General features: G+C 27.8%; 16 protein-coding genes. All 16 read right to left on the bottom strand.

Annotation, left to right across the window (positions count from 1 at the left end; genetic code table 11):
• Positions 1 to 34: 34 nt before the first annotated feature.
• On the bottom strand, positions 35 to 817 hold the full coding sequence (locus EQG68_RS02490; RefSeq protein ID WP_129463204.1) for a helix-turn-helix transcriptional regulator: 783 nt from the start codon (positions 815 to 817) through the stop codon (positions 35 to 37).
• Between the two features lie 2 nt (positions 818 to 819).
• Positions 820 to 1041 (bottom strand): hypothetical protein, encoded by a 222-nt coding sequence (locus tag EQG68_RS02485; RefSeq protein WP_129463203.1) that lies wholly within the window; start codon positions 1039 to 1041, stop codon positions 820 to 822.
• A gap of 225 nt (positions 1042 to 1266) precedes the next feature.
• Positions 1267 to 1608 carry a n-acetylglutamate synthase gene (locus EQG68_RS02480; protein WP_317125508.1) on the bottom strand — a complete coding sequence of 114 codons (342 nt, stop codon included), beginning with the start codon at positions 1606 to 1608 and terminating at the stop codon, positions 1267 to 1269.
• 2 nt (positions 1609 to 1610) lie between these two features.
• Complete coding sequence (locus tag EQG68_RS02475; protein ID WP_129463202.1) at positions 1611 to 2285, bottom strand: HAD family hydrolase; 675 nt, start codon at positions 2283 to 2285, stop codon at positions 1611 to 1613.
• A 15-nt stretch (positions 2286 to 2300) separates the two neighbouring features.
• Entirely contained in the window at positions 2301 to 2900 is a 600-nt protein-coding gene (locus tag EQG68_RS02470) for a GNAT family N-acetyltransferase (protein WP_129463201.1), read from the bottom strand.
• 49 nt (positions 2901 to 2949) lie between these two features.
• Complete coding sequence (locus EQG68_RS02465; protein WP_129463200.1) at positions 2950 to 3636, bottom strand: DUF6624 domain-containing protein; 687 nt, start codon at positions 3634 to 3636, stop codon at positions 2950 to 2952.
• A gap of 48 nt (positions 3637 to 3684) precedes the next feature.
• Complete coding sequence (locus EQG68_RS02460) at positions 3685 to 4332, bottom strand: alpha/beta hydrolase (RefSeq protein WP_129463199.1); 648 nt, start codon at positions 4330 to 4332, stop codon at positions 3685 to 3687.
• A gap of 33 nt (positions 4333 to 4365) precedes the next feature.
• Positions 4366 to 6108 (bottom strand): CocE/NonD family hydrolase, encoded by a 1743-nt coding sequence (locus EQG68_RS02455; RefSeq protein WP_129463198.1) that lies wholly within the window; start codon positions 6106 to 6108, stop codon positions 4366 to 4368.
• A gap of 8 nt (positions 6109 to 6116) precedes the next feature.
• Complete coding sequence (locus tag EQG68_RS02450) at positions 6117 to 6755, bottom strand: hypothetical protein (RefSeq protein ID WP_129463197.1); 639 nt, start codon at positions 6753 to 6755, stop codon at positions 6117 to 6119.
• A gap of 7 nt (positions 6756 to 6762) precedes the next feature.
• The gene (locus EQG68_RS02445) at positions 6763 to 7365 is read right to left on the bottom strand and encodes a hypothetical protein (protein ID WP_129463196.1); all 603 of its coding nucleotides are present in this window, start codon (positions 7363 to 7365) and stop codon (positions 6763 to 6765) included.
• Positions 7366 to 7464: 99 nt separating this feature from the next.
• On the bottom strand, positions 7465 to 8580 hold the full coding sequence (locus EQG68_RS02440) for a dienelactone hydrolase family protein (RefSeq protein WP_164975370.1): 1116 nt from the start codon (positions 8578 to 8580) through the stop codon (positions 7465 to 7467).
• A 58-nt stretch (positions 8581 to 8638) separates the two neighbouring features.
• Entirely contained in the window at positions 8639 to 9376 is a 738-nt protein-coding gene (locus tag EQG68_RS02435; RefSeq protein WP_129463194.1) for a TlpA family protein disulfide reductase, read from the bottom strand.
• Between the two features lie 3 nt (positions 9377 to 9379).
• Positions 9380 to 10633 (bottom strand): thioredoxin family protein, encoded by a 1254-nt coding sequence (locus EQG68_RS02430; RefSeq protein WP_129463193.1) that lies wholly within the window; start codon positions 10631 to 10633, stop codon positions 9380 to 9382.
• 12 nt (positions 10634 to 10645) lie between these two features.
• Positions 10646 to 11653: a hypothetical protein gene (locus EQG68_RS02425; RefSeq protein WP_164975369.1), complete on the bottom strand. Its 1008-nt coding sequence runs from the start codon at positions 11651 to 11653 to the stop codon at positions 10646 to 10648.
• Positions 11593 to 12303, bottom strand: coding sequence for an SDR family NAD(P)-dependent oxidoreductase (locus EQG68_RS02420; protein WP_246011615.1), 711 nt, complete (start codon positions 12301 to 12303; stop codon positions 11593 to 11595). Before EQG68_RS02420 ends, EQG68_RS02425 begins: the two co-directional genes overlap by 61 nt.
• Complete coding sequence (locus tag EQG68_RS02415) at positions 12303 to 13154, bottom strand: carboxypeptidase-like regulatory domain-containing protein (RefSeq protein WP_129463190.1); 852 nt, start codon at positions 13152 to 13154, stop codon at positions 12303 to 12305. Before EQG68_RS02415 ends, EQG68_RS02420 begins: the two co-directional genes overlap by 1 nt.
• Positions 13155 to 13158 lie beyond the last annotated feature (4 nt).

The raw sequence follows: 13158 nt of genomic DNA, 5'->3' as shown, positions 1-13158 counted from the left end.
TTCGATATAAAATTGTAAAAATGGTAACCTTCAATTATTTATTTAAAGAATAACCTTCTTTTTTTATAAGTAATAAGGGGTTGTAACCTATTAAATTTTTACAATCATTGATAAAATGAGACTGATCAAAATATCCATATTTATAAGAAACATCTGTAAGAGTCAAATTTGGATTATTTCGTGCATAGGCAATTGCTGCTCGTGTTCTTACAAGCCTAGAATAGTATTTTATTGGATACTTTACTTTTTTCTTAAATAATTTATTTAATGTTTGCCTAGATATACCATGTTTTTTTGATAATTCATTAATTGATATAATCCCATTTTTTTGATGAATTTCAAAGCAAATACTTTGAATTAGGTTAGTTTCATCGTCAACACGTTCGAACTTTAGATTTAAAACTTTATCAAATTCACTTATCATCAAATTTAAATCAAAGTTTTCTAGAATGGATACTGTTGTTTTTTCTAATTCTTTGCCATAAACGCAAGTGAGATCTATAACACCCGAATTCAAGCTGTCTGGAACGAATAAGCTATTAACCCAAGGCTGAAATTTTATACCCATAGTTGTAAATTGCCTATCATATTGAAATTTAAATGGAGGCAACATGTGGTTTAAAGTAAAGCAGTTAGGCAAGTTGTATTTTTTATTATTGTGAATTAGATAAATATTTTTCTTTCGATTATCAATAAAAATATACTCAAAGCAACCGTCATCTATAATAATTCCTGTGTTTTCGATACTATCATCAAAAGATTGATAATAATATTCTTTGATGTAGAAATCATTAATTTCGTGATTTAAGACCTTCATTGTTATTTATAATTTTCTACTTGATTCATTAATTCAAAACATAATTTATCAATATTCTCTATTTTTAAGTTGAATGCTGAAGCATTTGATAAAATGATTATTCCATATTTATTTCCAAAATTTAAAACCACAGTTGAAGAATATCTTCTTATTCCACCATTATCCCAGATCGGATTAAAATCCTTTTCTGATTTTGGAATATGCCAACCTAAGCTAATTTTCATGTTATTTTTAATGCCAAAAGTAGGTATTCTTGTTAATGCAAGCTCTTTATTATTTTTATTAAATCAATATCTAATCCCATTTCTTCCCTAAAAATCCTTTAATGAGTAGCGGTTTTTAAATATTAAATTTTCAGATAGTATAAGTTTTTGATTTATTGTTTTACGTTTCAAAACAGCACTAAGCTTTCTATCTATTTTACACAATATTGACATATTGCTTATAAGCTATATTTCCTCTAAAATCGATTCTCCATTGGATTTGTCGCCACTAGTCCATTTCCAAGTCTCATGAAGTCGAATTTTTCCGTTAGATTGAACTTCTGGTTTGGAATAGCAAATACCCGTCATAAATTCTCCTTTTAAATTAATCTGATGATACCTCATTTCAATATTTCCTTCTTCATTTACCAATCCAATTAATTGTCCTTTTTGAATAAGTCCGCCATTATATTCAGATAATAAAATATTACCTTGCTGTCTATATTCAAAAATAACCTCTTCACTTGTTTCTGAATTATTGGAACTCCTTAGAATTTTAAATTTTTTGTTATGATAGTTGATTTTCAAAATTATTCTATGTTTAGATGTTTTAGTATTTGTAACGGATTAGAAAAGTTTTTAAAAACTATTTCGGCACCAGCGTTAATTAATTTATTGTTCCTTTTATTATCAATACCTACAAACTTAATGCCCAATATTTTACATGTTTTATAGTCCCAAATTCCATCTCCGAAGTAAACAATCTCTTTAAAATGATTTTTCGCATTTAATTGTCTCATAGTTTCTAGTAGAATATCTTCTCTTTTTTTAAAATCATTACTATTTGAAAAAGCGTAGCTTTCCGAATTAACACCTATAGCCTTCAATTTTAAATTTGCTGATTTTTTCCAACCACCAGTTGCTATTCCAATTGCAATATTTGATTTTTGGCTAATAAATCTCAAAAACTGGGTAGCTCCATCTATTTCATCAAATTGTGATTTATCATATTTAAGCTCATTATTTAAAAGTTCAACAAATCTTGAAATCATTTTTTGGTATTCATTAATAGTTGGTAGTCTACCCAATTGTTTATGGACAATTTCTTCGGTTATTCCGAAATCAGTGACATTTTCTATACAATCCCAGCTTTGATTTGAAATATCAACTTCAAAAATATCTTTAAATGCATTTTTAAAACATTTGTCATCGACTTCAGTCGTATTAGTCAATGTTCCATCAATATCAAAAATTATTGCTTTCATTGTATGAAAAACATCTCAAGTATTAACAAACTTGTTAAAATTATTCTGCTTAATATTATTCCATTCTTCTTTTATTATACTGAAATAGACATCATTTCTACTTTGCCCATTTGAATCTATATAGTTATTTCTAAAAACACCTTCTCTTGTTGCTCCTAATTTTTCAATTGCCTTTTGTGAACGAATATTTTGTTCATCTGCACTAAATTGAATTCTTCGAAAACCTATAGATTCAAATCCAAACTTTAACAATTCATATTTACATGCAATATTTAAGCCTGTGCCCTGAAAATCTTTTCCGTACCAAGTCCAACCTATTTCACATTTTTCACTTGTTGTATTCAAATAGCCATATCTACTACTTCCAGCTACTCGTCCAGTGACTTTATCTATAATTAGGAAGGGATAACAAATTCCTAATTTTTGTGCATTTAATGTATTTGTTAAATAATTCTTGAAGTCAGTTTCGGTTCTAATAAATATTCCCATATATCTCCAAATATCATCATCAAAAATTATTTCTTTCAGCTCTTGGTTTCTTGGATTGTCTAATGGAATTAGTTTAGCTATTTCATTCTCCAGTACTATTTCGGAAGTTAAAATTTCTGTATTCATTTTATTCTGTATGCTGTCAATTAAACTAACCTTTTTCAAGTGTCTAATTTTAATTTTCTTTTTCTAAGTATAGTTTAGGTTCTCTAATTCCTTTTTTTAGATAGACATCTTTATTCATATCATAGTGCATTATTGTCATTTGATTAAGATATTTTTCTAGAGGATCAAGTCCAATAGCTTTTCTTCTTTTGTTTACATTTAAACTGTCTTCTAAATTTTTTACAACTGCCTGAACATTGCCATTTTTTTCATCAACTTCATATGATAATTGAGAGCCATAAATTTGTTTTTTACCTGTATTTATATTTACTCTATCAACCAATAAGGCATAATTGTTTGAATTGGCGTTGTTTTTTTTAACTTCAATTTCCATTTTCTCTAACACTTTTTGTTGGAATGCGGTATTTTGGTCTGAATGCTGTACCAATAGCCAAAAGTTTTGTGAACCTTCTTCACCAACAACATCAATACCTACAAAACCATATTTGTCAAAGATTTCAACCACTCTTTTTTCATGGGCTTTAAAAACACTGTCTTTGAATTTTTCCCACTTCTCGGTTGGCCATTCTTTATATATGCCTTGTGGAATATAAGCAGCTACTTGGTCTATAACAGCCATTTTATGGAGTTCATCTGCTAAATCTTCATTAAATTTTGAAACACCTTTTTCATCTTGTTGTTTTCCACAGCTTGTTATTAAAAGTAGTACAACAATAGTTTTTGATAATAATTTCATGTTTAGTAGTTTTTATTTGAAACAATGATTTTAGTTTAATTGTATTTTTTACTCAAGTGAGTAATTACCATTTGCCCATTTTATGGTGGGTTTTATCCATTCTTTTAGGGGTTTGAATAAGAATCCATGACCCATTTTGGTATTTAATTCTATTTCTTTAAAATGTCTTATTTCACAACTGGAATTTTCTTTTCTTTTGAGTGCAGATACTCCAAAAGGATCGGTTTTTTCATAAATGTTCAAAATATTTCCACAAAAATTTATTTCAGGAATTTCTATTAAATCGCTATTTCTGAAGCATGCTACAAATACAAAATTTAGCTCTGAATTATTTGCCAAAGTTGAAACGTATTGGGCAATGTAACCTCCTTTAGAAGTACCAACAATTGTTATTCTTTTTGGTTCAACGCCTTTTTTCAATAAACTATCAATTTGGTTTACGATACCAACGGCATAATCCCGAGCATTTACATTACCGTTTCTCTTTTCAGTAATCACTTTAAATCCATTTTTCTCGAATTCGCCTACTATTTCTTTGTATTCAACTCTTCCAAATTCAGGATGAGCTTCGTTCAATTCATGTTCTTCTAAAAATCTATTATGGAGAAAAAAAATATAGTTGTCTTTATTAACCTGGCAACAAATAGTTGAGTTGTAAAGTAGAATTATTGTTATTATTAATTGAAGTCTATACATGGAATATTCTTTTGTAATGGTATTTATATTAATTTAATCTTTCCAAATAGGTATTTCCACAAAACTATCATTATACCATTTTATCTCTAGAGGTTCTTTAGCTTCTTTTATGGTTTCTTGGCTTACTGTTTTTCCAGTTCCATAGTTAAGTTCAGAGAATGCATTTTTATTCACATTTAGATAGATAAGCAAGTGACTTCCTTTGCTCAATTTCTTACTTACCAAATGAGTGTTTGAAAATGGGATTTTCGTAATTTCGTTTGGTCTTAACAATTCTCTATTTTCTATGTCTTTTGAATAACTTGCTCGACCTATTATGTATGACAAATGAAATAACTTCCCATCAGGCAATACCTCATAAAGTGTAGCTCCAAAATCAAAATCTTTTTTGTTGATACTAACCATAAGTTCACCTATAAATGAACCGCTCACTAAAACAGATTCTTTAAAAGGTTCACTAATAAAGTTAAACCCATTACTTAAGTCCATTTCATCTCTAATTATTGGGTCTGGATAATAATTGTTGTTTCCAATTTCTCTATTGGCAAAATCTACTTTTTGAGATAGAAAATTCTTTTTTGAAGGCTTTTGAGGACTTAACGAGTATATTTTCTCATTTTTTTTATCTGTTAAATATAATCTTAAGCGGTTATTACTCATTTTTTCAATCGATGAAGCACTTCGCCATTCATTTTCACCCATAACTTGATAGTTAATTTTGTCTTTTAATTGAACTGGTTTTTTACCATTATTAAAAATATAATCAAACCATTGATATGTTATTTCATTTGTATCTATCAAAGCATCTTTATCAACTCTATAACCATTAATTTCTTTTGAACCATTTCTTTGTGCTCCAAAATGACTGTAAGGTCCAATAATTAAATAATGTTCTGCATTAGGGTTATATTTATAATGTTCACGTAAATAGTATAGTCCTGAATTTTGGGAATCGTTATAGTAACCATCAATTGAAAGTACAGGAATATTAATCTGGGAAAAATCTTCTTTGTATGGTGCCATTTTTTGCCAGTATTCGTCAAATGATGGATGGCTTACCCATCGCTGAAAAAGTCTGTTGGGTGTGCCATCAATACTATCCATTTTATTATAGGCTACACCTGTTTCCCACCATTTGAACATCATATTTCTAAAGCGTTGCCTATCATTTCCAGCTACGGTGTCTAAATATTTATTATTTCCTACATAGAATGACCATTCGTAATTTGGATTTATGAAAACGTTGTTTTCCATGGGCAAACCCAATCCAGGTCTATTGGCGACATAATGAACAATTGTTTTAAGTGCGGGATGTAATTTTTTAGTAGAAGCCCATTGTGTAAATCCATTATAACTACCTCCAAACATTCCAACACGTCCATCACACCATTTTTGCTTGCTAACCCAATCAATTACATCATATGTATCGTTTGCATCATTTTCATAAGGTAAAATTTCATTTGGACTAAAACGCTTTCCTCTTGTATAAGCAATTACTCCAATAAAGCCTCGATCCGCGGATTCTTTTATGGTGTTTAGATCTCTTCCTTTATCTCTCACGTAGATGGTGCTTTGTAGAATAACAGTTTTAGGTTCTGTTGCTCCATTTTTTCGGCAAATGATTGCTGAAATTTTTGCTCCATCTCTTGTTTTGATTAAAACATCTTGAATATTATATTGAGAGTTTAAGTTTTTAAATTGTATAGATTTATTCTTTTGACTTGAAGAATTACAACTGATTAGAAGGAATACGAAAAAGTTCAGAAATATTTTCATTTAGCTATCTATTTAGAAGTTGAATATAGATTTGAATTAATATAGATATTATAATTTAAACCCATTATCCAAGTCAAAACAATGGCAAATGTAATTTTTTGAATTAACGGTAAGTGTTTGATTAAGTGTTCGGTATAATAGATATAATTGTTAATTCCTAATAACAAAATACAAAATAATCCACTGATTTTAAAAGCATGTAAATTACTTTTATATAACTCCCATATTATTCCAACGACTACAAATACTCCAAAAACACTTGACAAAGTTGTCATTAAGTCGTGATAACTCGTGAAAATAAAAACTGCAAAAACCATTGTAATTGTTCCAAAAGTTTGAATTGTGAATTTCCAAAATTTGATTTGTGCTATTTTTTGAGCAAATAAAATAAAGAAATGTGATAAAGCGATACATAGAATAATCATCGCAGTTATCGCATAAGGTCTTGCAGGATTTACTTGACCATTCATTGCATTTTCATTCATTAAATTGCACCAATAGTTATTTATCCAATCAAACCCTATGGAGTTTAAATCATTTTGAGAACCACCAGGATATAGTTTAGAAGAAAATAAATACAACAAAATAAAAATTAGAATTCCAATCGTAGGGAAAAATGTAAAAATATATTTATAATTATTTTTCATTTTTAAATCAAATAAACTTAATAGTTACCAAAAAATAATGAGGAATATTAAAATGTTTTCCTAGCTCTTCTGGCTTAATATTGGCTTGAACTACATTGCAATAGGATCCGGAACCATCAGGTCGAATGGTAGGAGTGATTATAGCTAGTAAAGCAAACTCTTCATTTAATGGATTTTCTACAAATTGGTTTGAGCCAAAAAAGTCTTTAACTGCATAGTTGTGGCTATTTTGCAAAAGATCAAATTTTTTCTGAGCACTGGAAAAGCCATTTGCTGTTAATTGTAATTTGATTTCTTCATCAAAAACTTGGGCAAATATTTTAAAAGTAAGTTTGTTGTCTTTTATTTTAAAATAATCCGTTTCTGTACCGTCAAACAACAAGGATTTACTAACCAAACTATCCTTAATATATTCTTTTACAAAAACTTGATAACTTTTGTTTTTAATCTTTTCTTGTTCAAAAGTGAATGTTTCTATAGTTATATTTTGAAAAAGAAGAACTTGTTGCAACTCAATGTCTTTTACACCATATTGAACTGATGTTTTTATGGTTTCTTGAGATATGCATTTAATGCTTAGTAATAGTAAGATAGCTAAAATGGATTTCATTTGTACTTTCATTTGATTTTTAATTTTTTATATTTTTAAAATATACTTGTCTATGTTTTTTAGGAATCATCTTAAATTTTGTAAGCATATGTTTTCTATTCAATTATCATTAACCCAATTCAGGAAATCCTGAAATACATCATTAAAATGTTTTTCAAATTTTCCGTTTTCCAATTCTTTTCCAAATCCGTGATCCAAACCTGGATAAACTTTGAAAGTTAAATTCTCTTTTTTTTGTCTAATAAATTCTATAGGAATTAAGTATGCAGATTCTAGTGCTACAGACTGGTCTTTTGAACCAATAGCTGCAAAAATTGGTTTATCGATTTTTAATAGATTATCAATTGGTGGCTCTGAGAAACTACTCCATCTTTTGTAACTATTAGTATATCCTTGCCAAAAATTATCTATCGAGTTAGGATTTGTCATTATTTTTTTCAAATCTGCAAGGATTGAATTGATTTCTGTCTGAGCCTCTTCTTCACTCAAAAATCCCTTATCTACTTTGTTTTTAACAAACGTGATAAAGTCTATAAACTGAGTGTTTCCACCTCCAGACCAATATCCAAAATGAGTTATTTTTTTATTTATCGTTCCCACTTTCGCAACAACATCACTCCCTTCCGAATGTCCAAGTGCTATGATTTTTTTAAATTGATTTCTATGATTTTTAACAATATCATTGATTACTTGGTCAGCTTGGAACGTTCTGTAAGCTAGAGTTTGATTCTCATAATAAATTTTCGGAACGGGAAATTCTTTGTCCATTTCAGTTAAAAAAGGGAACCCTTTTTTAGAAATCACTACAAGCAGATAATCATCAGGTAGGAGTTTAAAATCAAGAGGAATGACTGTTCCAAAATAGGTTTTCCCTTCTTCTTCCTTTATTTGGTATAGAGAGCTTGCTTTTGAGCCTTGAAGGTATACTAATAGATTTTTTGTTGAGTCGATACTGATTTTGGAGTAGGTATGATAGTTTATTGTATCATTCTTTAGTACAACCGAATGATGATTAAATGATTTTATAATTTGTGCTCTTTGTCCGAAAGAAATAGAACAAATAATTAATACTAGTAATGTTAGTATATTACTTTTAACAATTCTGTGTCCTTTTTCATTATATCGAATTAGACTAAATTTAGTTTCTCTTTTTTTATCCTGCGTTTTTATCAGATTTATGGTAAAAGAAAAGATAGATTGTAAAATGTTGCTCATTTTTTTCATCAAAATGTTTTTGTTTCTATGTAAAATACAATATCAATAGTGTTAAGTCTTATTTGATTAATTCAAGAGCCTTTTCAAAATTGGCTGGGTTTACCTTATCAGTAACTTCCTTTAATTCTCTATTGTAAACTAAGGGCATACCTTCTTCAATCTTTTTTATTGTTCCTTCTTTATCTACAAAAATGCTTATTGGAAATTGTTTTGTAAATAAATCACAATATTGTTTTTGATTCGCTATTTGTATAAAATTGAAGGTTTTTCTCTTTAAAAATTTTTTTACTTTTTCATTATTATCAAATGTTATAGCAATAAAATAAACATCTGGATTTTCGTTTTTTATCCTATTTAGTTCAGGCATTTCTGCAATACATGGGGCACAGGTTGTAAACCACATATTTATTACCAAAGGTTTTCCAATCAGTTCTTTTGATTCTATAACATTTCCATCAATATCTTTAAATGAAAATCCTGGTAAAGGTTTATTAATTAAGGTTTCATATTCATTAGTATTTTTAGTAACAGCTAGGCTTTCTCCTTTCAATTTATATTTATAAATGGTTTTATCCCCTTGTTTAATAGTGTCTAAAATATCAACTTTAAAAACCATATCAACACCCTTTTTCTTCAATCGATCATTCATTGCATTGCAAATGGAATCGACCTTTGATTTTGTGTAAAGTTCTCCTTTTGGTGATTGATAATAATCTTGTGAGAAAATAGTCTGACATGCTAAAAAAAAGCATATGGACAAAATGATTGTTGTTTTTTGATTGAATAGATTTTTCATGATTTAAAGTTTATTGATTAATTTTTCAATGCTTTTAAACTCTTTATTCTCTTTACTTGCTGTCTCTATAGCTAATTTGGTAATTTTTTTAGCCTCTGTTTTATTTCCAGATTTATACAAAAGATGAGCGTATGTGTCTAAATAAGCATAATTGGGTTCTTGATCTGTTACTTCTTTCATCCAAACAATACATTTTTTTATAACCTCTTGATTGTTACATTTTTCATAAACCTCCCAACTAAAATCATTGATATAGCTATTATCAAATTCACCATCATTTTTTAATTTTTCATTAATTTTGAGTATTTCCTCCCATTTATTTTGAGCCTTTAAAAAATCTAATTTATACATAGGAAGAATATCGTTTACCCATTCTTCACTTAATGCTTTTTTAATAAACATAACAGCTTCATCATATTTTTCTTGATTAATCTCAGAAATTGCGTTTTTAAATTTTGCAGAGGCTAGAAAGAATAATAATGTTTCTACATCCATTTCACCATAAAGGTCAATATATCTTTGCTTATTATTTAATACAATATCAGCTAGATTTATAGTCGCATCACGGCCAAAATAGATTAATGTAGAGAAGTACTCCTCTGAAAATTTATCTTTTGTATTATTAAAATAATAGTCTATCTCAGAAATATTTAATTTAGTATTTGTTCTATTAATGAAATCGATATAAAACTTTGGATAATTTGAAATATCAATTGTATTAGAATAGCCTTCTATAATAAAATTCTCATTATTTAATTCAATTGATTTGTTTGTGAATTCGAGAACCATATTACTTAGTTCAGAAAGATCTTTACCAGGAAAACCATATTTTCTATTAATAACATATCCATTTTGGTTTAATATTATAGCTGTAGGATAGCTCGATACATGGTGCTTCTTTGATAAATTGAAAGCTATATCTTTTTCAGCATCATATTTAAGTAAAACAAAATCTTTGCCTATAATTTTCTGAATAGAATCATTTTGAAATATCAATTTTTCAAGTTTTTTACATGGTGCACACCAAGTTGTATAAAAATCTATAAAAATTAATTTATTTTCCTTTTTAGCGATAGTTAAAGCCTTTTCATAATCTTGTTCTATTATATCAAGTTCTTGTGCTTTTAATCGTTGGCAAAAACCAAATAAAAGTATCATTATAATAACCTTTGAAGTACAAAAAGCAATTATATTTTTTACACCAATAAATTGGAAAAATGAAATATTCCATTGTCTTGAATATATTGATAAAGTCATAATTTTTTACTTTTAATTTAATTGATATTTCTTTTTTATTTTTTTTATTTCATCCTCATTTGAAGATTCAAACCCAAACCCTTGTTGAGTATCAAAAAACTGATAACCATATTTTAAACCATAAAACCTATCTAGCAGCATTTTTAAAGGTGTTGCTGAAAAATTTTTATTTAAATATTCTTTATGAATGATTGGTAAGTATTTTTCCATATAGTCAACGCTCCCATGTTGCACAACACTCCACATGATATTCTCAAATTTCGTTCCGACTAATGTTTTACCAATATAAGTTTTGTGGATTTTGTAAAGAGAGTCTATAATTTTTTGATTTTTTAAATCCAATTCCACTTGTTTTTTTGCCCAATTTTTGTCTGTGCTTTTTCGAAATTTTTCATCATTTATTTTTACTGATTGGATAATTTTAACGAGTTTGCAATCCAACTTATATTCTTTGCAGTACTTTTCTAAATCGAATTTTGTTTCACTATCGTTTTTTGCCTTACATAATGTTATTCGCTCTTTTAACTCTTTTTTTATAGGTTCATATTTCTTGTTTTCCAAAAATTGTCTTTCAAATGCTAAAGTGTATTCGCAATTAGTATCTGATTCTATAAACTTTTTTAGTATAAAATGGATGTTTTCTGTGGATTCTTTTAACGTTAAGAAAGCAGTTAGTAGATTAGAATATTCCAATAAATCAAGTCTTTTCGTTTTTTGAACTTCTAAAATAATCATTGTGCCGTAGTCGAATTCACTATCTGAAATTGATTCGTTTTTTAACGGTTTATAATTAGCTATCGCTTCACTATAATTTTCTTCTGTTAAAACTAATGTGCTATTATTTTGAGCAACTAAATTGTTGCAACAGATTAAAATTTGGATTGTGATTATTTTAAACAAAAATTTCATTTTTATTAGCCTTAAGCTTTTGAATAAATTATAAAGGATAGTTCTTATTTTCATAATTTCAGATATAACCATTTTGGTAAAATCTTTAAAATCAAAGCTATCAGAAACCATCTTTTAGTTATGTAAACAATTTTATTTTTTTTCAAGATTGCATTCAGGATTTGTTCTGCAGCTTTTTGTGGACTTGCTACCCAAAAAAGATGGTCTCCTTTAGCCATTGCTGTATCTACAAAACCTGGTCTTACATCTGTTATTGCAATTTTATTGTTTTCATTTGAAGCTTTTTGCATAAGGCCTTCTAGGTAATTTAGCTGATAGGCTTTTGTTGCGTTATAAGATGGAGCTAATTTATTCCCTCTTATTCCTGCAATAGAGGTAATAGCGATTAAATGACCTTTCCCTTTTTGTTTAAAATAGTCATACCCAAGACACATGATTTGAGTAAAAGCTGTGACATTCAGATTTATGGTTTCTAACTCTATTATTTCGTTTAATTTTTCGTTTAAATCACCGTACCCTGCACTAAAAATAATCTGGTCAAAATCGTTATTATTTTTTAGTATTGATTTTATTTTATCAACACCTTTTTCTTCAGTAATATCCAATGCATAAACAACAATCTTTTCAGGATTAATTCCCTTTAATGCTAATAAATTTTCTTCTCTTCTCGCAACACCAATTATTTTGTTATTTCTTTCAATCAGCTTTTTTGCTAATTCAAATCCAATACCTGAGGAACAACCAATGATTAAAGAAGTCATTATTGTAAAACATTTAAGTTAAACCCTATAGAAGCCATTTTAGTTTTTTTCCATTTGCCTTGGCTTGTTTTTCGATAATATATACTACCACCTAATAGTTTTGCTGAAAATGAAATTTCATTCAATGTGTCTCCATTTTTGTCATTATCTAATGTTTCAATGGTAACAATACAGTCTTCTTTCAATATGATATCATATTCTTCTAAATCCAACTTGAAATCTCCCTCTTTTAACGGAATTTCGAAAATTATATCTTTATTAAATAATTTAGTTGAAGGCTTCCCTTTTTTTATGCTATAAAAATTGAGCCTGAATTTTTTAAAACCTAAATTGTTTTTAATGATATATGTATTAAATGATTTTACTATTGTTGGACTTTTTCCAATTTTTATTTTAGTTCCCATTTCATAACCAAGAGGACAATCTTTAAATACTGCTTCTGTTTTAGATTTATGAGTTTTTCCAATGATTTCTTCTTTTAAATTTTTATAAGAAGAAATAACCACTTCATTAAGAAAAATAGTATCGGTTTCTAAATAAATTTTTTTTGTTTCTTTTAATTTTTTTTGTAATTCTAAAACAGTAAACTTTTGGCTTTTGAAACCAATGGAAGAAATTAATATTGAATCTTTTTCATTCGTTTCATTTACATAGTACTCATTACCTAAGACAAGTATTAATTCAAAATCACCATTTTCGTCAGAAACTGTACCTACATCTTTATTAATAATACCAATATTTACATAAGAAATAGGTTCATTATTGTCTTTACTTAAAATTTTCCCATTAAGTATATTTTGACTTGTAACGATTTGAGTTATTAATATTATTCCAAAAAATATTCTTTTCATCTTA

Origin of the sequence: Flavobacterium piscinae, assembly GCF_004122145.1 — a bacterium.
Lineage (GTDB): Bacteria > Bacteroidota > Bacteroidia > Flavobacteriales > Flavobacteriaceae > Flavobacterium > Flavobacterium piscinae.
Note: the sequence above shows the minus strand (reverse complement) of the source record. Positions and strands in the feature narration are given on the sequence as shown.